Source organism: Roseovarius confluentis, from assembly GCF_002917925.1.
Lineage (GTDB): Bacteria > Pseudomonadota > Alphaproteobacteria > Rhodobacterales > Rhodobacteraceae > Roseovarius > Roseovarius confluentis.
In genome coordinates this window covers 196,764-218,716 of sequence record NZ_PPFE01000003.1, presented here as the reverse complement: position 1 = coordinate 218,716, position 21,953 = coordinate 196,764, and the positions used below count along the sequence as shown (strand labels likewise).

General features: G+C 58.6%; 17 protein-coding genes and 1 pseudogene. 3 read left to right on the top strand and 15 right to left on the bottom strand.

Features of this window, described 5'->3' with window-relative positions; translation table 11 throughout:
* Positions 1 to 245: 245 nt before the first annotated feature.
* The 12 genes from C2I35_RS09045 to C2I35_RS08990 form a co-directional block, all read right to left on the bottom strand.
* Entirely contained in the window at positions 246 to 1,676 is a 1,431-nt protein-coding gene (locus tag C2I35_RS09045) for an MmgE/PrpD family protein (protein WP_103762711.1), read from the bottom strand.
* A 226-nt stretch (positions 1,677 to 1,902) separates the two neighbouring features.
* Positions 1,903 to 4,212 (bottom strand): PHP domain-containing protein, encoded by a 2,310-nt coding sequence (locus tag C2I35_RS09040; protein WP_211286127.1) that lies wholly within the window; start codon positions 4,210 to 4,212, stop codon positions 1,903 to 1,905.
* Between the two features lie 48 nt (positions 4,213 to 4,260).
* Positions 4,261 to 5,535, bottom strand: a complete 1,275-nt coding sequence (locus tag C2I35_RS09035; RefSeq protein ID WP_103762709.1) for a TRAP transporter large permease — start codon at positions 5,533 to 5,535, stop codon at positions 4,261 to 4,263.
* A gap of 37 nt (positions 5,536 to 5,572) precedes the next feature.
* Positions 5,573 to 6,073, bottom strand: coding sequence for a TRAP transporter small permease (locus C2I35_RS09030; RefSeq protein WP_103762708.1), 501 nt, complete (start codon positions 6,071 to 6,073; stop codon positions 5,573 to 5,575).
* A 39-nt stretch (positions 6,074 to 6,112) separates the two neighbouring features.
* Positions 6,113 to 7,087: a TRAP transporter substrate-binding protein gene (locus C2I35_RS09025; protein ID WP_170067167.1), complete on the bottom strand. Its 975-nt coding sequence runs from the start codon at positions 7,085 to 7,087 to the stop codon at positions 6,113 to 6,115.
* 130 nt (positions 7,088 to 7,217) lie between these two features.
* A complete protein-coding gene (locus C2I35_RS09020) occupies positions 7,218 to 7,979 on the bottom strand; it encodes a GntR family transcriptional regulator (RefSeq protein WP_103762706.1) in 762 nt (253 codons plus the stop codon).
* 664 nt (positions 7,980 to 8,643) lie between these two features.
* Positions 8,644 to 10,392, bottom strand: coding sequence for a SulP family inorganic anion transporter (locus C2I35_RS09015; protein WP_103762705.1), 1,749 nt, complete (start codon positions 10,390 to 10,392; stop codon positions 8,644 to 8,646).
* Positions 10,393 to 10,601: 209 nt separating this feature from the next.
* Positions 10,602 to 11,015, bottom strand: coding sequence for an aconitase X swivel domain-containing protein (locus tag C2I35_RS09010; protein ID WP_103762704.1), 414 nt, complete (start codon positions 11,013 to 11,015; stop codon positions 10,602 to 10,604).
* Positions 11,015 to 12,241, bottom strand: coding sequence for an aconitase X (locus C2I35_RS09005; protein ID WP_103762703.1), 1,227 nt, complete (start codon positions 12,239 to 12,241; stop codon positions 11,015 to 11,017). The genes C2I35_RS09010 and C2I35_RS09005 overlap by 1 nt, the downstream gene beginning before the upstream one ends.
* Positions 12,242 to 12,266: 25 nt before the next feature.
* A complete protein-coding gene (locus C2I35_RS09000) occupies positions 12,267 to 13,562 on the bottom strand; it encodes a TRAP transporter large permease (RefSeq protein ID WP_103762702.1) in 1,296 nt (431 codons plus the stop codon).
* Between the two features lie 3 nt (positions 13,563 to 13,565).
* The gene (locus C2I35_RS08995; protein WP_103762701.1) at positions 13,566 to 14,054 is read right to left on the bottom strand and encodes a TRAP transporter small permease; all 489 of its coding nucleotides are present in this window, start codon (positions 14,052 to 14,054) and stop codon (positions 13,566 to 13,568) included.
* A gap of 84 nt (positions 14,055 to 14,138) precedes the next feature.
* Positions 14,139 to 15,140: a TRAP transporter substrate-binding protein gene (locus C2I35_RS08990; protein WP_103762700.1), complete on the bottom strand. Its 1,002-nt coding sequence runs from the start codon at positions 15,138 to 15,140 to the stop codon at positions 14,139 to 14,141.
* A gap of 145 nt (positions 15,141 to 15,285) precedes the next feature.
* Here C2I35_RS08990 and C2I35_RS08985 point away from each other — a divergent pair, with 145 nt between their 5' ends.
* Entirely contained in the window at positions 15,286 to 16,074 is a 789-nt protein-coding gene (locus C2I35_RS08985) for a GntR family transcriptional regulator (protein ID WP_170067166.1), read from the top strand.
* Between the two features lie 278 nt (positions 16,075 to 16,352).
* Positions 16,353 to 16,490: pseudogene (locus tag C2I35_RS08980) on the top strand (IS6 family transposase); the annotation flags it as partial.
* Between the two features lie 177 nt (positions 16,491 to 16,667).
* Here C2I35_RS08980 and C2I35_RS08975 read toward each other — a convergent pair.
* The 3 genes from C2I35_RS08975 to C2I35_RS08965 all read right to left on the bottom strand — a co-directional run bounded on the left by C2I35_RS08975 (position 16,668) and on the right by C2I35_RS08965 (position 20,160).
* Positions 16,668 to 17,843, bottom strand: a complete 1,176-nt coding sequence (locus tag C2I35_RS08975; RefSeq protein WP_103762698.1) for a patatin-like phospholipase family protein — start codon at positions 17,841 to 17,843, stop codon at positions 16,668 to 16,670.
* Positions 17,844 to 17,921: 78 nt separating this feature from the next.
* On the bottom strand, positions 17,922 to 19,439 hold the full coding sequence (locus C2I35_RS08970; protein ID WP_103762697.1) for a hypothetical protein: 1,518 nt from the start codon (positions 19,437 to 19,439) through the stop codon (positions 17,922 to 17,924).
* A 34-nt stretch (positions 19,440 to 19,473) separates the two neighbouring features.
* Positions 19,474 to 20,160 (bottom strand): hypothetical protein, encoded by a 687-nt coding sequence (locus C2I35_RS08965; RefSeq protein WP_146049992.1) that lies wholly within the window; start codon positions 20,158 to 20,160, stop codon positions 19,474 to 19,476.
* An 80-nt stretch (positions 20,161 to 20,240) separates the two neighbouring features.
* Here C2I35_RS08965 and C2I35_RS08960 point away from each other — a divergent pair, with 80 nt between their 5' ends.
* On the top strand, positions 20,241 to 21,938 hold the full coding sequence (locus C2I35_RS08960) for an RHS repeat domain-containing protein (protein WP_170067165.1): 1,698 nt from the start codon (positions 20,241 to 20,243) through the stop codon (positions 21,936 to 21,938).
* The last annotated feature ends 15 nt before the right edge of the window (positions 21,939 to 21,953 follow it).

Sequence of the window (21,953 nt, the reverse complement as noted above, 5' to 3'; positions counted from 1 at the left end):
ATGCGGCATCACAGTTGATCGATCGAAAGTGTATCGCTGGGTTCAGAAGTTCGGGCCTGAGCTGACAAAGCGACGCTAAGCGAAATAGCAACAATCCGGACCATCAAACTTGGCTAAATCCATCACAAGCAAACAGGCGGTATTGGCGAAGTCGCCTTCATCGGCGGCTTCTTCAACGCCGCCGCATAACTTCTGGTGACACGAGGGCCTGCACTTACACTCTTCGGGCGAATGCAAAAGTCCCGTCAAAACAACTCGATTACATCAGTGATGTCGTCGAATTCGAGGATTTTGTTGAGACAGCTCAGAATCCTATCGCAATCCGCACTGGAAAAACTTTTTGCAGACTGAAATAGACAGTCGCGAAACTTGAAGTTCAGCTCTTCTTCCGTGAGAGGGTTGCCCGGACTGCCTTTTGTCTCTGCAATCCGCGTTTGGAAACTACTTCCGTTTTTAAGCACGATTTCCATTTCAACGGGAACAACGCTGGCGGCGTCCATTTCAAACTCTTCCACGGAAAACCTTTTGGCCAGACCGATAACATCTTTTCTTTCCAGTATTTTAATCTTTTCGAAATCATCAATTTTCGGCCAACCCTTCGTGAAAGCCAGTGCAGCCGTGTATTGCGCACTGAACTGAGCATCTACTGTGGGGTTATCTCGAATGACGAAGGTGTGACCGATCTGGCCCATCGATTGAGGCGGTAAGAAAATCGTCCCACTTTCGATATCTTGCCATTTGAAGCCATGCTTGGCGCTCAGATGGAGGGCCGCATCGATAACTGGATGGGAGCAACGGCAGCAGGGGTATGGCTTCACACTGACATTCGCGGTCTCAAAATCGAGACCTATGCGGTCGAGCAAGTGCGTCGGGTCACATTGGCCGTTCGCATACAATTCTCGCAATCCAAACTGACCGTCTACGATATTCTTCGCTCCTGTGATGCCACCGGCAGCAAGGAATGCTGATTGAACACCGGCCGAAGAGCTGAAGCCGGGTTGGATTCTCTTGGCCAGAACTCCGTCAACCAAACCCTGTCTGTTTGCATGAATTTGAGAGTACGCCAAGCCGAACGCGTTCGACATTGAATCTCGGTCAAGTTTCAACAATCGTCCACATGCACCGGCGCAGGCGAATGGCCCCCATAGGGTTGTCGGAAGCCAGCCCACATGAAGGTGGCGGATAAAGGCCATGCCTAGCCGATTGGAGATATCCAAGCCTATGGCCAGCGCTGCAATAAACTCTCGGCCGCTGATTTTTCTGGAACGAACCCAGCTCGGCTTGCCGAAGCTTTCTGGAGGTTTCAAAACTTCACACGTAGCCAGAAGTGCGGGAACCAGGGTGACACAGCCGTGGTTCACAGCATCATCGTGTGTATCATCGAAATCGTTGGCGTGACCCATTGCCGAGTTGATCAGCGCTGCAGAGAGAGGGCTGGTTTTTTCCCCGAACGAAAAAACGGTGGCGTGGCCACTTCCTCCCCAGAAGGCCAATGTTTCCCGTAATTCATTGATCCCTCTGGCGCTACTGCCTGCAAGAATGCACCCCATGGTGTCGGTAAAGAGGTCCGCCGTATGTTTCAAAACGGCTTCGGGTACATTTCTGCTTTCAAACGTTGCTGCATACTCGATGAGAGGAAGGATAGAGTCTTTATCGCGCGCCGATGCCGATTTCATGATTGCGCCCCGTGGAGTTTGCCATTGGCCAAAACAATAAGCTTTGCGTTGTAGTCTCCGCACCTTTCAGGCTGTTTGCGTTTACTTTTGGTATGCGATGTCCATGCACAGATCTTCGCAGGCGGGATGAGAACGCTGGACAAGATTTTCCGCCGCCAAACTTGGCTGATTTCTTGCTTCCGGTCTGCTGCGCCTTGTGGCATCGATCTCACCTGCAATCCGCCAACTACCTGTAAACATAGATTGGACTGGTCCAGGCACGGGTGCCGTCTTCCTGCGTGAGACGGATATAGATTGGATTGTCCCCATCGTCTTTCAGCATGATCTTGCGGGCGAAGCTCAGCGCGCGGTGGGAACTTTCATCCGGCAGGCGGAACACTTTCACGAAGCGCGGAAGTTCGCCCGATACGTCATATATCGTGTCTTCCAATCCGATCTCGGCAATCTTCTGTTCGAAGGACACCAGCGGCGTCTGCAACTTCAGGCTGCCCGAATCCTCGTCGGCGAGCGATATGTCAAATCCGCCGTAGTTCCCCGTGGTCAGAGCCTTCCAGGACAAGCTATTTCCATCGACTCCCAATGACTTGTCCCGGTTCAGGAAATTTAGTGGCGTTGCATCGGTGACCGCGTTGCCGGAGACATCGGCTGAACCATCCCAGATAACCTCGCGGAAACGCCCGCGATACTCTGCCCCTTCCCAATGAACCCGGATACGACGGCCTAGGTCGTCTTTGCCATAAGGCCGGACCGTCTCAGCGAGTTCCAGACCGTTGAAGATGTCGACCCGTTCAATTGGCGCCGTTGTTTCGATTGAAACGAACAGTTCCATCTCGCCCGAAGGCAGGTGCACGATATCACCCATCATCGCGCGATCCGCTACGGTCCCTTCAGCATTCTCAAACAGCGATGGATCATCGTGATAGAGCAGACCATTTTCCGTGAATCGGCCTTCAAGATCCACAATCATTCGCCCGTTTGCGCCACCTGTCGTTCCGTAGTGATGACGCTTGCGCTGGCAGTCCAACAAAGTCTCGCGGTCCAGTTTGTCCATCAGAAAACAGGACAACCCGCCAATCGCTCCAAACTTGCCGGCACCGGGATAAGAGGCGCCCGGCCTTCCTTTGTGTCCGTCAGAATTGGTGACGACCCCCACGCGATATCCCAGCCGGAAGGCGTCATGCAGAATCCACTCGAACGTACCCCACGACGAATGCACCTCGACCGACCGCTCGAAACGCCCGTCATGCGCAACAGAGATGTCCGCGTAACGGCCGCCACAATGGGCATACATCACCACGTCCCACTCACCGGCGTCGGCAAGGTCCGCGAACAGTGCTTCGCAGGTAAGTGCGTCCGAACCGTTTACGTCGCCGCCCTCGATCAGGGCGTGGGACGAGCGTCGGATCGTCCGGTTGTCAGTCGGAAAATAGACGTTGCGGTCCCCTCCGAGCGACGTGTTCCCCGACCACTCGTATCCCGGCAGCGCCACGTAGGTGCCGGGCTGATCATAGGTAGCGGTTAGGCGATTAAGCTCAGACCAGAACGCATCCGTGATCTGGAAGTCGTTGCCCTGATGCCCGCAGGCATCGACAAAGGCCAAGTCGCGGGCAAAGCTGAAATACTGGTCGGCCGAACCCGTGCCGATGGTTTCCTCGGATTGGCCGTGCATGTCGCCCCAGAAATGGATCAGGTCGGTGTCCTCGATCAGCAGGGGGTTCGTCTCGGCCACCACCGAGCCTTCCGCGTCCTTCAGGCGGACCGAAACACGGCCCGGATTTGTTACCGACAGCCCGTCGATCACTGTCGCCCGCTGGCCACGTGCCATTTTGACCGTTTCGGGCAGGCCTTCTATCTGGCCGTCCGCCTCGATGGTCAGCGTCGTATCGCACTTGTCGGACGGGTTGCCCCATGCATCCTCGCCCTTCATTTTCAACGCAAATGCCTGCCCCACGCGCCGCCGGGTCGGAAGCACGGCGACATACCGTTCCGGCGCACCGGGCACGATCGCGATCATCGGCTGCACCGGTAGAGGCTGGAAATTGAACGTCGCGATCGGGTCGGCCAACACGCGAAACTCGAACGTGTCCTCGCAGAATGTCTGCAACCGCATCCCCGGGCCACCGTGATCGGTCACACCAAACCGCACGGTAATGGTTTCGCCTTCGGTCAGGTACCCCTTGACCACCTTGATCCAGAGCGTGCGGTCCCACGGACGCACATTGGCCTTGGGGTCCCATCTGACCTGCAGCACAGCGCCATTCGACGCCTCGACCACAGTGTAGTTCGCCCCCTTCGGGTCGTCGAACTGCGGATTGCTCTGGTCCGATGCAAACCGGAAACAGATTCGCAGACTGCCGGAGTCGTCGATACCGTAGAGCCCGGCCGTGTAAGTCAGGGTAAAGGACGCGTAGGAGCCTGCTTCGAAATCTCCGTCAGGTGTGATTGACGCGGCGCCGAGCTGATCGAGGGGAATCGCGTCGCGCACGACCCCGCTGTTCATGTCGGTCCAGGGTGTGGCAGAGTCAGTCGCAGACATGGATTACGTCCTTTGCTTTTTGTTCTGTTGAGCTTGGGAGGCGTCGATCTAGCCGAAGGTCTCGACAAGGAAGGTCGAGAGGGGGGGGTAATAGCTGATCAACATCAAGTCGAAGGTCAGCACCAAAATGAATGGCCAGACATTGCGGACGATATCCTCGATCTTCACGTCGGTTATCGCCGAGGCTATGAAAAGGTCGACACCCAACGGCGGCGTGACGGTCCCGATGGACAGGTTCACCACCATGATGATGCCGAACACCAGCGGATCGATCCCGAAGGTCATCGCAGCCGGGTAAAGAATTGAGGTAAATATCACGATCGCCGCGGCGGCGTTCATCATGCAACCCACCACCAGCAGGAAGATATTGACGAACAGGATATAGATGACTTGTGTGCTCGCGGTCTCCGCAAGGTACTGCGATATCCCCTGCGGGATCTGGTTAATGGTCAGCAACCATGCAAAGACATGCGCGCTGTTCATGATGAACATCACGACCGACGACGACAGCACCGCCTTGAAGAACGCGTTGTAAAGCGCCTTCACCTTCAGCTCGCGAAAGGCCAGGCCAACGACAAGCCCATAGGCCACTGCCACGATGGCGGCTTCGGTCGGGGTAAAAACGCCGCCGTAGATCCCGGTCAGGATGATGACCGGCATCATCAATGGCCAGAAGGCGGATTTGAACGACGCCAGCACTGCCCCGCCGCCCTCGAAAGGAACCTTCTCGATCTGCGGTTCGCGCTTGGTCATCAGGTAGTTCAGGATCAGCATGCTGATACAGATCAGCACCCCCGGCAGGAATCCGGCCAGGAACAGGTCGGAAATCGATACGCCCGTGACCACACCGTAAAGGATCAGCAGGATCGACGGTGGAATAATCATCCCCGTCACGCCCGCTGCGGCAATCGTTGCCGCGATGAAGGCAGGGCGATAGCCTTTCTCCGTCATCGGGTCGTTCATTACGCCCCCGATGGCCGCGACCGTAGCCGCGTTCGAGCCCGACAGCGCAGCAAAGAAGCTCGATGCCAAGATCGCTACCGCGCCCAGCCCGCCGCTCATGTGACCGACCAGCGACTGCGCAAAATTCACCAGCCTCCGCGACATGCCCCCGGTGGACATGACCTCGCCGGCAAGGATGAAGAAGGGAATCGCCAGCAAGGGGAAAGAGTCGTTCGATCCCACGATCTTGAGCGCGACGATCTCTAGGTTGATGCCGCTGACCAGAAGGCCCGCCACGGTCGCCAGACCGAGTGCCACCGCGATCGGCACCCGCAGCACCATCAACACGACCAGCGTTACGAATATGGATGCGATAATCATGATCTGGTCCTTTACCTGGATCGTCCGCGGGACGGCGTCAGTGATCGTCGGCCGACAGGTCGGCCAAGGGCAGGGTTGCCTGTTTTACAAGCTGTTCGAGCGTGAACAGGATGCCGAAGGCCGCTCCTGCCGGGGCCGCGGCGAAAAGCCAGATCAGCGGGATCTGCATCGCCGGTGATATCTGGCTCGCGGCGCTCTCTGCCGCATGCCAGCCGGTGTAAAAAACAACCGCAAGGAAACCGATCACACATAGCGACGAGAACACAAGTGCACCGCGCATCAAGGGCGCCGGAAGGCGCTGCACAAACACCCCGATGGCCGCGTGTATATTGCGTCGCAACCCGATGGCCGTGCCCAACGCGACCAGCCAGACGAACAGATACCGGATCAGCTCGTCAGGAAAAGAAAGCGAGTCCTGAATGACGAACCGGTACCACACAGTCAGCACCCCCAGCCCCAGCATTACCGCAAAGGCCAGGACGCAGGCCGCCGCCAGAAGTTTTTCAGTCGAGTCCATGAGAGTTTTCAGACCGCTCATCTCAATCAATCCTTCCTGTGTTTCCAGCGGCGGACCGGCTTACTCTGCGTTCACCACAGCGTCGATCAGGTCTTGGCCCAGGCGATCGCTGTACTCTTCCCAGACAGCCGACATCTTGTCCTGAAAGGCTTGGGACTGCTCTTGGGTCAGACGGGTCACGACCATACCGTCCGCTTCCATTTCTGAAAGCAACTCGCCCTCGACACGATTGATCTCTTCGCGCTCCCAGGCCTCGGTCTCCTTGGCGACGCTGGCGATCAGCTCCTGCGTCGCTTCGTCGAAGCCCGCAAACTTGCCGTCATTGATCAGGAACATGATCCCGGCCCACTGGTGGTTCGAAAGGGTGATGTTGCCCTGCACCTTGTCAAAGCCGAAAGCGCGGACATTGCCGACGGGATTGTCCTGACCATCCACGGTGCCCTGTTGAAGGCCGGTGAAAACCTCCGATATCGGCATCGGGGTTGAATTCGCGCCCAGTGCATCGAACGTCGCGACGTTTAGCGGGTTGTTGATCACACGAAACTTGATGCCCTGCATATCTTCAGGTGCTTCGACCTTGGTGTCGCGCGTGGTGATTGTACGAAACCCGCTTTCGTACATGGCAAGGGTTCGAATGCCGATCTTCTCTCTCATGTCCTCGAACATGGATTGGCCGACCTCGCCGTCCGACACAGCATAGGCATGCTCGCGATCGCGGAACACAAAGGGCAGATAAAACACGTCGAGTTTGGGGTAGAAGCTGGCGACGTTGGTCGTCGGCACCAGCGCGATGTCTACCACGTTGACGCGCATCGCCTCGACCAACTCCTTGGACGACCCGATGGTCGAATTCGGGAACACCTGAACGGTAATGTTGCCATTGCTACGCTCTTGTACCGTATCGGCAAAACGCTGAGCGCCCTGCGCCAGAGGATGCGTCTCGTTGTAGGGATGGCCGAACTTAAGTGTCATTTCCGGGAAGTCGGCAGCTATGGCCGGACCGTTCAGCGCAAGGCTCGTCGCGACCACCGCCACGGCAGATCGGATCATCTGGCGGAAAGTGCGCAATGCTGCGGGATGGCGTTCTTGAGGAGGATAGTACATTGGAAAGCTCCCTGTTGTGTACATTCGTTTCTTTTATTCAATCCCGCCTTGTCCACGGCGGTTACTTCCGCCGCGCCGGGTTGGGCGCGGTGTCTAGAAATTCCATCTCTCGGTCGCTCGGGGGAACAAAGGCGCGCTGCCAGATAACTGGCGTCTGACGAAACGTTTCGCTGCGGATCGTCAGAGTCAGACCGGTCACACCGAAAGGCATGTTGATCCGTCGTGTGACCCTTGGGGGAAATGTGCCGCAAAGCATCGTTTGCTCAGTATGCACCGTGGGCGTATTCAGCTTGTCGGCAAGCAAGTCGCGCACTGAGACCCCATCGAGATCTGACGGCTCCATCGCCAGAAGATCAGGAAACCGCGAGGCAGGCAGGTAAAGCTCACTGAAAATTTCAAACTCACGGTTGACGCTTATCAGCCTCTGGATTTTGACGTATCCTTTTGACTCGCTCTGCAGAAAACGGGACCACGGGCCTTGCGCCTCTGTGTGCTCGATGCTCTCGGTTTCGAAGAAAACCGGCAACAGGTCGCCATTTTCTTCCGACCTGAATCGGAAGTGACGCAGATGTTCATCCGGAGGACGGACGCCAGACACGAAGGTTCCGGACCCATGCACGCGCACTACGGCACCCATTGCCGACAAATGCCTCAACGCGTGCTGTATAGTACCGAGACTGTATCCAAGCTGCGCCACCAGCTGACCTTCGGACGGAAGCTGATCGCCCGGCCGCAGATCTCCTTTTTCGATCTGATCAAGAAGGATTTCACTTGCCAGTTTATACTTGGCCTTGCGACGCCCCCGCACTTCAGCTTCCTGCATACGATCGTCTCCTTTTCCTTCTTCTATATAGTATTATTCGATTCCCACAAAACTCTTATAGGTTTCGACCACCTTCCAACTCAAAGCCTGGCAAAATTTGTGCAGAATTTAAGTTATATGCAATTTTTTAAAGCGATACTCGTGCGTGCAAACTGACAAACTCCGGCCACGCCCCCCCTCGAAAAAGCTCCTTGATGTAGCTTAAATAGACGAAAATTCGTAATTTCAGAGAATATACCAGAGCGAATCGGCCAGCCTCCCTTGATACCTATATATAACTTTACGATCTGACTCGGATCTTGCCTTTGGTGCGCTCCGCCTACCTTCGGCATCGCGCGCGCAGGACTGATGAAGGCACGTCCGGCCTGCGTGCACTGGAACGTACGTGAAGAATTCCGCGATCAGCTTCCAGGTATCAAGACAGCACTGTCGCGCGACAAAGGGCAGTTGCGCCATAATAAGAGCGGCCTCCCGAAACGAGTGACGCGCTCCAAGTTCGGCCTATAGCTTTTGCATTTCCGGCGTCGCACGATCCGGCAGAAGGTGATTTAGCGGCGACGGTGGAGAGCTTTGGGGTTCAGCACAGCGTGAACTTGGCATGGCTTGATCCGGAGAGATTTCACCTTCATGCGCCCCCCAAGTTCTTTCACTCCCCAGTGACAGTTCACTCTGCGCCCGGGAGGTAGTCACATTCCGAAAACACCCGCTTGGTGCAGACAGCACAGATTGACGGAGATATCTCTACTATAACCGATGACAGGGCATCCCCCTTGGAAATATGTAGATGGTCCTCGCCGATCTCCTCGATAACGTGAAAGCGACGCAGGCATTCCAATAAGGGCGGAAACATTGCAACTATATGGAACGTACCGCCCTGGCCGCGGGTATCACGGATCGCGTGTATCAGAAAATCCGCCCCTGCTAGGTCTATCTTGCCGACCCCCTTCAAGTAAAAAATGACGTGCTTCTGCTCCGGGCGTTGTGTGCGAATGGCTTTCCACTCAGCCTTAACATGCTCGACCGATCCGAAATAAAGAGGACCGTCCAGCCGGACGGTCACGACCTGAGGGCATTCAGGCAACCCCAGCAAAACCGCATTTCGAAACTTCCTGCGCCCGTTGGCCGCCTCAACCGGCGCGCTGACCAGAAGCGAAGGATGCGCGCTCTCGTAAATAAACACCGAAAGCGAAGCGATGACTCCGACATAGATCGCATAATCCAGTTCCAGGAACAGCCCCGAAGCCAGCGTCAACACCAGGATTACCGCTTCGGGCCGTGATTTCGTTACGATATGGCGGACCTCCTTGCGATCTATCAACCGCCACGCGACATACAGGATCAAACCTGACATCGCCGGTTTCGGAATGACCGTCATGTAGCCTCCGAAAGCTACGAGGATTGCTGCCAAAAACAGGCTCGCTGATATCGCCGACAGCGGCGTTTTCGCTCCGGCCTCCGCATTCACACCCGAACGCGTGAAGGAACCCGACCCCGCATAGCACTGGAATAGGCTTCCAACAGTGTTTGACAGTCCCTGCGCCACGATCTCCTGGTTCGGAGCGAAGCTCTCTCTCCGCCGTAGTGCAAAGGTGCGTCCTATCGAGATGGCCTCAAGCAAGCCTACCAGCGCCACGGCCGCGGCACCGGGCGCCAGCAGCACCACGTCCGCCCAAGTGATATGCGGCGCCGAAAAACTCGGCAGCGCAGCGGGGATTGCCGACAGCATCTCGACCCCCTTTTCCTCGGCACCTATCGTCGCAGCCAGACCGGCACCCACAAACAGCGCGATAAGGAACCCTGGCGCGCGCGGCAGAAAAGTCTGGAAAACGGCGACCGTCACGAAGGTCGCGCCGGAAATCAACAACGCCACAATGTTCATCTCGTGCGTCGACTCGGCCAAGCGCACCAGCCGCTCGACGACGTTGCCGCCACTCTGGATCGACACGCCCAGAGCACCCGCAAGCTGACTCACGCCGATCAAAAGTGCAGCGGCGGCAGTGAAAGCAACGATCACGGAATGAGACACGAAGGACACTAGCCCGCCGAGCCTCGCCAGACCGGCCATGATTTGGAAGATTCCGACGAGCAGGGTCAGCAGCAGGGCGAGTTCTACGAACCGCGCACTGCCTGGTTCTGCCATTCCGTCCAGCGTCGCGAACAACAGCGCGGAAATCGCGGTCGTCGGGCCCGAGACCATCACCATTGAAGACCCGAATAGAGCCGCGACAACTGCGGTCACCATCGCAGTATAAAGTCCGTATTCCGGCGGCAGCCCGGCAATCGTGGCAAAGGCCACGCCCTGCGGCAGAACAATCGCCGCATTGGTGAGCCCGGCCAGAATGTCGGACTTTACAGTAGACCGAGTGCTGGCACGCAGCCACTCCACAGCGGGTAGAACGGAAAGTCTCTTCATAGGGTCAATCGTCGGACCTCAAAGGTCTGTCGGCCACGGTTCGAGCGTGGCGTTTCGAGATGTCTGAACGACTCGGAATACAACCGAGGCATATCCGCCCCATCTCACCGCGACGGATGCTATTCGCCGGCCAGAAACAATCCCGTGGCGAGGACCGAAACGTAACGTGATGTCACTTCGGATTCCCCAGCCACGGGTGTCGGGAGAATTCAATCCCTGTTGGTAATCGTCACCGTTCCGGCCTCGGGATCAATTTCCAGCACATCACCGTTCTGAATCAAATCCGTGACGTCGCCTCTCTCGAACCGGTCACACATGGTCAACCCGGCCAGCGCCGCGCCCTGAGCGAGGATCGTGTTGGCGGTGTTGAACAGGATCGCCTTGGGCGTGACCCCTCGGGCCTTCATCTCGTGCAGCATCCAGGCCGAGGCGACGCCGCCCTTCGACGTGTTCATGACAAGGATTTTGCCGTCATAGCTCTGCCCGGCAAGCGCGTGGTCCGGCCGCGAGAAAACACCCTTGATCCTATCCAGATCATAGCGCGCCGAGAAATTATCCTTTGCAACAAGCGCCTCGCCCTGCACGCTCTCTCCGATACCCTTATGGCAATTCAGCACGATCATTAGACGATCTCCCCTGCGATTGCGGAAGATACGCAATCTTCCATGCTTGCGAGCGCCGGCTCGTAGCCGTAGCCGCCCAGAATGTTCACGATCTTGGCCGAGTTACTCAACAGCCGCTTCCAGCCATTGGCCTCGCCCACTTCGCGCGCGAAACCGTTGTAGAAACATGTGCCGACAAGAACCTTGCCGCCCGCGTTCTCAATCTTTTCCACGAAGCCCATGCGCTGTGCGTCAGGATAGACCTGCGGAGCGGCGCAAGCGAACAGCGGAACCTTCATCTTCTTGCCGTTGCAAAGCGAGGCCACCTGCTCCATCTCGACGAGCGACAGCTGCGGTGCCGCGAATACCACCACGTCCAGCTTGTCACCCTTGCCTCCAAAGCGCGAGCGCATCGCGTTCATGGCATCGGCGTCCAGAACCTCGGTTGTAAGTTTTTCTCCGCCGACCGCTTCAAGGGTCGGTGCCTCCGGCGTTATCCCAGCCAAGTGGAATAGTGGAGTTGAACCATAGCTGGCCATCGCCGCGCCAAGGTGCTTCATCTCGTCCGAGGTCGGCACGACTTCCAATCCCTCGATCACCGGCACTTCCCAGTAGGAACCGACGGTTTTGCCTGCGACCGCGCCAAGGATACCCCAATCGGTCAGCCCCTTTGGCTGTTCGCTGACGCGCAGACGGCGCGTCGCTTGGCGCTTTTCATCGAGGTGTAGACCGTAGCGCGGTGTGCGACCCGTAAGGCCGGCGGCCAGCGCCGAAGGACCGCCCTCGAAGTTTGACCGGGCTCCGCAGGCAGAATTGGCATAGATCACCACTCCAGTATCGCCAAAGGCGACGTGATCGCCACGGATCGGCGGCATGATCGTCTGGTAGTTGATGCACGTGTTGGTCATCATCACGCCCATCTTTTCCAGCGCACCGATGATCCGGCGCTCAAGGCTGGCCATCTCTTCGGTCTGACCCATTGGCTCGTAATAGCTCAGGTCGACGCCGCGCGGATCCGTGATCGTCGGAATTTTCGCTTTGGCACCGTCTCGGGCCAGCCCCTCGAGGAAATCCGCCCCGGCCTCACCGACCGCTTCGGGGTCGCCCATCATATGGGCTTGGCTGACGGGAACCAGATCTTTGGCATCGAACATCCCGCCTACCTTGATCTGATGGTCAATAGCCCACTGCTGGGCCTTTCCCATCTCCCCGGCCAACATGGCCTGTTCTTCGTCTGTTAGGCGCATCACTGCACTCCTTTAGTTCTGTTTGTTATTTCATCTGCCCCGGCAACCAGGTGACAACCTCCGGGAAAAAATAGACGAGGTAGAGCATCGCGACCTGGATCAGGAGAAACGGAAATGCACCGCGTGCCAGCTTCCACAGGTTGATCTTCGAAATGCCGTGGATCGTGAAAAGATTGACGCCGATCGGTGGCGATATCTGCGCGATCTCCATCGCAATGGCAGCAAAGATACCGAAAGCTACCGGGTCCATGCCCAGCTCCATCGCGACCGGAAAAAAGATCGGGATGGAGATAAGCAGCATCGCCGCGCTCTCTAGAAACATGCCCAGAACGATGTAGGCCAGGATGATCAGAGTAATCGCCCATACACCACTTGCATTGTCGATGATGGCCGACGCTATCGATTGCGGTACCTGTTCGAACGTCAGAAAGTGCGCAAAGTATTGGCCGAAGACGATCAGCATGAACAACATCGAGGTCGTCGCGGTAGCTGCCAAGGCCGCGTCCTTGAGCTTTCTCAGGTTCAGACGTCCCTGAAATAGTCCCAGAACGGTCACGTAGATCACGCTAAGTGCGCCCACCTCGGTCGGGGTGAAGAGGCCGGTGTAGATCGCCACGATGATGACCACGGGCAGAATGACCACGCCCAGCGAACTGAAGGTCGTCTTCACTCGTTCCTCGAACGGAATGTCGTGCACAATGCGAACCGAGGGACGCGACAGGAACACGTAGGCCATGAACAGCGTCATCATGATCATGCCGGGGATCACGCCGCCGATGAACAGCTGACCGATCGAGGTCTCGGTGATAACACCGTAAAGGATCAGCGGGATCGACGGCGGGATAATGATGCCCAATGTGCCGCCTCCGGCAACGAAACCGCCGGCGCGGGCCTCACCATATTTCTCCTCGATCAAGAGCGGTATGGCGACCAGTCCGACGGTGGCTGCAGTTGCCACGGAAGAGCCGGAGATTGCAGCGAAGATACCGCAGGCGATGATCGTCGCCACGCCCAGCGAGTTCGGGATCGACCCGGCCCAGGCCTTCGTCACCTCGAACAAGTCGCGCCCTGCGTCAGTTCTCTGCATGATCGTCCCGGTAAAGATGAACAGCGGCAGAGCAATGAGTTCGAAGATCGACGCCCCCTGCCACGCCGTGTTGATCAGCGTTTTGAAAGCCAGGAACGGGTCTTCAATCAGCAAGGCTGCGCCAAATGCCGCCAACCCCATAGACACAAAGACCGGGATGGTCAGCAGCATGCAAGAGAACAGCAGGAAGATCGCTATATAGCCGGCATAATCGTAAAAGAAGTCTTGAAGCATTGTTCAGTCCCCCGACAGATGCAGGTCGAGATCGCCGTCGCCTTGCATGACCTTCACCAAAGTTTGCAGGAAGAGACCGAAGCCTCCGAGCGGGATCGCAAGCGCGGGAATCCACAGCGGAACCTCCAAAAGCGAGGCCGAGACGACTTCGTTTTTGACTAGGTCGGCGACGAAGTAGGCTCCAGCGGCGATAATCAGCAGCGCAAAGGCCAAAGTCGAAAGATCCGCGATCAGATTAAAGAGCCATGCACGATGCGGCATTGCGTCTTTAAGCAGAGTGACGCGAAAATGCGCACCGGACTTCACTGCCAACGCATTTCCCATGAAACCAAGGAAAATGAATGCGTAGAGCGTGGTTTCGAAGACCCAAATCGTTGGAGCGCCAAAGGCGCGCGCGATTGCTTCATAGGCAATTGGAACGCTGAGCAATATCATCAGGGCCAGCGAGACATAGGTCATGCCTAAGCCGATCATCTGGGCGAGTCTTATCATGGGCCTTACCTCCGCAAGGTCGCAAAAAGGGTAAAATTCTTGGGTGATGGGTTGGCGGGCCGCCCTGCAGCCCGCCTTGCGTATTCAGTTTGCCGCGCCGGAAACGACTGCCTGCACTTCGGGAGAATAGGTCTCTTTCGCCTTGTCCGTCAGTGATTCAAGCTGTGCCGCGAAAGCGTTCCACATCTCGCTATCCGGCTCGACGACCGTGACTTCGTTGCCGTTCTCACGCACCTCGTCCAGCAGATCCGCCAGCGCGTCGATCGCGTATTGCTGCATGTGGTCGCGCGCCTCAGTCGCCGCTTCCATCACGATTTCCTGGTTCTCGGGCGACATGGACTCAAACTTATCGCGGTTCATGACGTAGGCGTGGATCAGGGTGCCCATGACGCCATTCGGTACAAACATGTTCGACGTCACCTCGTAGTGCTTCAGTCCAACGGCACCGCCAAGGCCGCCCATTGCACCCTCGACCGTACCGCGCTGCAAAGCTGAATAAATCTCGCCTACCCCCAAGATCGTCGGCACGGCACCCAGGGATTGCAGAAGTTCCGCAGACCCCTTCGAATAGGCCCGGATCGAGCGACCCTCTAGAGCTTCCGGCCCATCGATGGCGAAATTGGTGCTGACCACCGGCGCGCCGATATCGAACATAGCCAGAAGAACAGCACCCTCGTCCTTCAGTTGATCGTTGAAGTACTCGAAGACCGGCATGCCCGGCTTCAGGTTCTCCAACGTCCACTCCATCGAGTGATCCCACAGCGGTGTCGTCAGGATGCCCACGTCCGAGATCCGGCCCGACCAGTTGTCGAGAGTGGTCAGGGAGATATCCATTGTCCCCTGCGGAATTGCCGTGGCCACAAATTGCTGTTTCAGCATCTCGCCGGCCTCGAATGTCTTAAGACGAAATTCACCGCCGGATTTTTCGTCAAGCAGTTCCTCGAACTTGGGAACGAATTGTTCGACCTGATAGTGCTTCGGACTGCCCCAGGTGGACAGGGAAAGTCGTTCCGACGCCGACACGGCACTGCCGCACGCCGCAATTGCGGCAGCTGTAGCCGCTGCAGTGATCCAGTTATTAAGCATGATTTCTCCTCCCAGAAATTAATGCAGCCATCCAGTTTTCAGGAAAGCGCTATATAGTAAAAACATCATAGTAATCTTGCCTGGTCAATGTTTCTCTGTCATAATTTGATGAGATTCATCCAACCCACTGAAGAAAGGGACATTTTTGCGATCGAAACCAAATGATACTGAAGACTTCATTGACCGATACTGGAACGATGACAGCAATCAGCCCAAGCATGAGCGGTTGAAACAAGCCTTTACTCTGGCCATTGCAGAAGGCTTTTGGCTGACCGGCATGAGGTTACCTACCGAGGCCGAACTGGCGCGTTATACCCCGTGCAGTCTCGGCACCGTGCAGCGAGCTTTGCGCGGTTTATCAAGCGACGGTCTTATCGACCGCCGTCGAGGTAGCGGTTCGGTCGTCGTCGATCTCGATGGTCGACTCTCAGATCCATGGCACATACGCTACGTCGCCTCTCAGGACAGCCCGGACAAATATCTTGAACTGCACACTCGGATCGTATCGCGCAAAGAAATTTTCGAGCAGGGGCCTTGGAATGAAGAGCTAGGCGAGACCGGCGGTAGCGTGACAAAAATAGACCGCATTTTCGCTCTAAGCGGCGGGATCAATGTTTATTCGGAATTCTACGCGTTGACTTCTAGATTCCCCGAGTTTCTCGAATTGCCGCAGGACAAGTTGAATGGGCTCAACTTCAAAAAACTGATAGCGGCGAAATACAAATCGCCGACCCAAAAGGTCCGCCAACGACTCAGTTTTGTGCCGACTCCGGATCACGTAGCACAGAGCTGTGGCATTCCAGCCGGAGGTATCTCTCCGGTGCTGAACGTGCTGTCATTCCCACTGATTGGCGAGGCGATATATTACCAGGATTTCTATTTGCCCATGGGTGAAGGCGTTCTGGATTTGGGCTTTGCAATCAGAACCGCATGAATTCGACAAGTATAGAGGCACCCTTTAGCGGGAGAGCTAGAGTGGCTGGGCAGCGTTAGATTTTCACCTCATAAACATATGATATAAAAGTACTTTAATGGCAAAGCCAACGTGTTAATTCTTCGGCAGTATTGCCGAAATTCCCGGCACGCTTAGCGATTTTCAAACATTGGGCAATCAAGGCCGTGATTTATTCACGTTCGCTTCGTATGAGGCGGGGCCGTTGCATCAACCGTTGGGACATCAGAGAACTCTCTACCCTAGCTAAGGAGGGAGCGATGATCCGGCGTAACCCGTTCGAGCGGCACAGGTTTCTGCGCGAGGTCGTCCTGCGGGCGGTGCGCTGGTACTGCCGCTACCCGTTTTCGTACCGGGACATATGGGATATGCTTGCGGAGCGAGGTATCACGGTCAATGCAAAGGGCCCATCACAAGCAACCAGGCGTCATGAGCGAAATTGCCTTCATCGACGGCCTCTTCAACGCCGCGGCATAACTTCTGGTGACACCGGATCTTTTACTTACACTCTCCGGATGAATGCAAAAGTCCCTTATGAAGAGACACCTTTGGGCAGACTTTGACTTCCAATCGCTTTATGTGCGCGCCGTGTTTGTCTCGACGTTTGCCCTGCCTGTGAGCAGACGAAAATGCTCCGAACTGACCATCTTTTCAGCCGCAGCCTCACCAATCTCGCGACACAGGGAAATTCCGCTTGGATCTTCCATCTTGCGCACGGTCTCAAGCGCCCGGTCACTAAGCTTGATGCCCAGTTCGCGCTCAAGCCAGTCATGCTCCAGCAGGGCGTCGTAACGCTGGAAAGTGAACAGCGGTTCGGGCAGCAGCGACGTGTCCTGCAGGTCGCCGATTTCCGAGTTGATCTTCCATGGTGTGTCAGTGCAGCCGAGCATCTGCATCTGGGTCATGACGTGCGTGCCCGCGTCCGAGATCATGCCGGCCAGCGCCTTGATCGCCAGCCCCGCCGCGGCCATACGCCGAGCCCGCACCGCATCGAGCGTGGGGCGGAACGTGCCGGTGCCCACCGACACGATCAGAAGGTTGTCGGTCCCCGGCGCCCAGTTCAGGCCATAGCCCTTGACGAAGGCCATCTGCATCAGCGCCAGCGCCGGATTGTTGTGCGGCGTCACCCCGCCATCGACGAAAAGCCCGGGCGGCTCCGCGTCGATGATCGAGATCGCCTCGGGGGCGAAGTAATGCGGTGCTGCTGTCGAGGCGCGGACAAGATCGCCCAGCCGATAATGCTTGTTGCCGATGAAACTGCCATCGGCGGGGGTTTCCCAGAACGCGCTTTCGGGGTTGTTCATCAACATCCACGCGCTGCCGGTATCCATGCGTTTCATCACGATGGCGACCAGCGTTTTCAGGTCCTCGGTGCCCAGCGTGCGGTCACCGCAGACCGTGGCGATCTCGCGTTTCAGATTGCGCTCGTTGAACACCGCCTGCAGCCCGATCAGGCGGAAGCGCGACTTCTGGAAAACGCGCGGGGCGAGCTCGTGATAGAAGATCTCGATGTCGCGCACTTCGTAGCCGAGGCTGAGCGTCGTGGCGATGATCGCGCCGGTCGAGGTGCCGCCGACAAGATCGAAATAGTCGCACAGCCGGGCATCGGGCGTGCCGTCGCGCTCGCGCAGCAACGCTTCGATGCGCTTGAGAAACGCCACGGATATGGTGCCGCGCACGCCGCCCCCGTCCAGCGATAGGATCGCGCGGGCGCGGCCCGGGGCCGCCTCGGTCTGGCTCGTGGTCTGCATGCCTGCTCCTCGGACTGCTCCGGTTGATTTCGACCGCACCGCGCCGCCCGTGTCAACGCAAAGGCGCGCCGCGAGCGGTCAGGGAAGGTCCATGGCCCGCGCGGTCTGGGCGCCTTTCCAAGCCTGCAGGTCACCGCTCAGAATATCGACCAGGCGCCAGGACAGGCCGAGTGCCGCGACCGGCGCGATGTCGGTGGTCTCTTTCATATCGTCCTCAAGCGTGCCCAGCCGCTGCAATGCCTGTTTCGCGCGGATTGTCTCGAACTTGAAGTTCAGCTGCACGCGGATGCCGAAAAGTGCCGCACCGGCGGCGGGGAAGAACGCCAGCGCGGCGGCGATATGAACGCGGAATTGCTCTAGCAGTTCGGGCGCGGTGAAGTTGAGCGTCAGCGCCGTGGCCGCGAGGCTCATCGACATCACGAAGAACACGATCCCAACGGCACCCAGCCGCGTGTCCATCCGCGACAGCTGGTGGGCGACGGCCCGGTTATAGTCGATCTGCGAGCGGGTCAGCGTCTTCAGCCGCTCCAGGAATTCCGCCTGCCAGCCCGGTGCCCATAGTGCTTCCACATCCAGCCGTTGCCGGGCGATCCGGTCGATCAGCAGCTCGGGCCAGCCCGTCTGCTCGTCGATCCGGTCGCGCCGGCCGGCCAGCAGAACGCCCGACACCTGCGGCAGGCCGTCCACCAGTCGCAGGCGCTCTGCGATAAAGCGCAGTTGTAGCCAGTTGCCCTGCCAGTCCTGCTTGCGGGCGATGACGAAACTGACGACGATGGAAATCGTCGCGGCGATCTCGATCACGTACGCCAGGCTTTGGGCAACTGGATAGAGCAGCGCGATCAGCGCGGCGCCGATGGCGGCAAAGGCCGACAAAAGGAAGCGGCCCACCGAGGACGAGCGGTATTTCTGGGCATAGACATTCGCCATGAGGTCGGTCTTGGCCGCCGCTCCGGCCACGTCGAACACGCCAAGTTCGCTGTCCGATTGCAGCGCGAGGTTCCTGGCACCCGCCCGCGGGAACAGCTCGGACCGGCGCGGAATTCGGCCGACAGTCAGCCACATCAGCAACTGGTATTCGAGGCGCAGCATCAAAGCCGGCACGCGCGAGGTCTGGAAAGCGGCATAGCCGGTCTCGGCCTCTTTCTCGTCGGTAACGACGGTCAGGCTGTCGAGCAGCGCGCCGATGCCGGTGGCGGCGTTGGTGCGGTACTGGCGCGGATCGGATTGCGGCAGGCGGCTCTGGGCGATCATGCCGCGCCAGAAACAGGGCATCTGCGCCGGGTCCTCGTCGCCCGCGCGGGCGAACATCATGATCCCGGCATGAAGGGCCGCGTGAAACAGCGTCGGCACGGCATCCATCAACCCGCCCTCGCCTGGCATCCAGCCCTTTGGCGCCACGATGCAGTCCGCCCGCGCGATCATCTCTGCCGGGTCGTTCCCTGCCTCGGCAGCGGAGGCGGACCGCACCACGGCAACGAACCCCCGCCCTTCGACGGCCTGGCGCAGAAAGGCCAGAATGGGGTCGTCATCGGACGTGTCGACGGCCCAGATGACGAGGTTTCTGGCGGACAGGGAAACAGCGTTGGCGTTGGTCATCGGCGGCTCTGGTCGGTGCAATGAGGTGAAGCGTTCAGGTCCCGGCGGAGGCGGACAGCAGCGCCTGGAAATCGGCGGGCGACAGGCTGGCGACTGGCCGCTCGGTGACATGCGGCGGGGTCTGCCCGGGCGCAAGGTGTAGCAGCGTGGCCTCCGAGGCCGGCGCGCCGGGGCGCAGATGCAGGACCGGACGGCCGGCCTTGAGCATGTGGTCGATCACGTCCGCAGTGCCGCCGGGGCCCCGGCCCGCCTGCCCGTCCCAGACCGCCAGCAGCAGATCGGCATGGCGCACCAGGTACGCACCGAGCGCCGCATAAGCCGCCTGCGCGCGGTCACGTGTGCCGGGCAGTTCGGTCACCCGGTCGGCCTCTGCCAGCAGCGCGTCGAACGTGTCGCGTTCCGCGCTTTGCGCGAAATCCTCGGCATAGACGGCAGCCGGAAACGGCAGCACCGCATGCACGCGCCCGACCCGGTCCCGTGCGGCGCGGGCGGCCGCGCTGTCGGTCCCGGCCGCAAGCCCGGTCAGCAGTTCGAATCCGCCCTGCGGCCGCACCTGGTCCAGCAATGCGCCGAGTGCGGGCGCCAACGCGGACTCCCATCCCGCGGGCAGCCGGTTCGGCCTGTGTCCGGTCACCCCGATCGTGATCCCTGCGGCTTGGCCCGTCATCGTTCCTGCATCGGTGCGCACCGCACCGTTTTCGTTAAAAATCGAAGCGGACATTGACACGATCCGCATTTGCCATGCAAGTTCCGGTCGGGGTCCCCAAGGTGCAAATCGTTTTCTCGCCGGGGAAAGTTAGTATGAAGTTAAAACTATTATCGTTTGCCGCCTCCTTTCTGATCGCCCTTGGCGCCACGCTGGCGCAAGCCGGAGTGAACCTGAAAAACGGCAATTTCTACATCAGCTACACCGATATTTACCTCGGGGACGGGGCCTACAGTTTGACGCGAACCTACAATTCACGCGCCTCGGGCAGCGGATGGTTCGGCTCCGGCTGGGGCTCCGAACTGGAGACCCGGTTGCAGATTCTCGGAGATGGCAGCGTGGAGTTGACCTATATCGGGTCTGGCTCAACCAAGATCTTCTCGTCGCCATACCGCTCCAATACCGACCTCGACGCGATGCTGGACACGATGCTCGCCGCCTACGAGCGGACCGGACGTTTTGCCTCGGACAATGCCGCCCGCGCCGCCCGCAGCATGCTGGCCCGCGATTCCGAAACGCGCCGGACGCGCTACCGAGACCTGCTGCAGCGTGGGCTGGTTCCCGCAGCCGACATCCCCGTCGGCACCGAGCTGCGCTCGCGCGACATGGGCGAGGCCGGCGCGGTCATCACCCGCGAAACCGCCGGCTATTACTATCGGTCGAACCGAAAGATGATGCGCTTCGACCTGCAGGGAAACCTGATCGAGGAACGGGCCAGCACGAATGACGGCGAGCCCTATCATTTCCGCCTTCGCTATGACGCCAAGGGACACCTGCGCGAGATCATTCCCGTTGGTTTCGACCCGTTCCGGGCGGAAACCGATTCCAAAGGCCGGATTCTTTCCCTGCGCCAGGGCAAAGGCGACGAGGCAGCTTACACCGAATACAACTATGATACCGATGGCCGGCTGATCCGCAGCCGGGACATGGCAGGCAACGTCTATCGCTTCGACTACGATGAGCGCGACAACATGACGGCCATTCTCTACACCGACGATAGTAGCTATCGCATCGGCTACACGGACGACAGCCACGTCGCCCGCACCGTGGAGCGTAACGGCACGATGACGCGCTACGACTACGGCGACCTGCCCATCCGCGATTCCGATGTCGTGGAAAGCTACTACACCGAAACACGGACCTACGCCTCCGGCGATGCCGAGACCCCATCCCGCACCCGCCGCGAGGAATGGGAGATCAGCGCCGACGCCTTTGGCAAACAATACACCTCCCGCCAGCTGATCGCGCAGAACGGGGTAGAGTCCGAATGGCGCTATCACGCCTGCGGCCAGCCCACGCTGAAGCGGCGCGGCGACCGGATGGCCGAGTTCGACTATAACGACCGCTGCCAGATGACGATGAAGCGGCAGGATGGCGTCGAGACCCGGCTGACCTACGATCCGCGCAGCGACAAGATTGCCTCCGTCGAAACCTTTGACGAGCGCACCGAGCGCACAACCCGCTCGGAATACAGCTATGACTACCGCGGCAACCTCGTCAAAGCTTCGGACGACAATGGGCGAACCGTCGAACTGGAATATTCCCGCGAGGACCGGATTGACCGGATCATCGACCAGGATGGCCAAGTCATGCGCTTTACCTACAACGCGACGGGCAAGCCCATCCGGATCGAGATCCTGGGCACTGGTGCCATCGACGTGGAATACGACGCGTCGGGCGAGATCGAGAACGTCGAAAGCGACGCGGGCCACGCCATGGCCCTGCGCGTGACGCAATCCTTCCAGGCGCTGCTGTCGCTCGTTCAGCCCGCCGGCATCGACTTCAGCCTCTGACCCCGGGAAACGGAC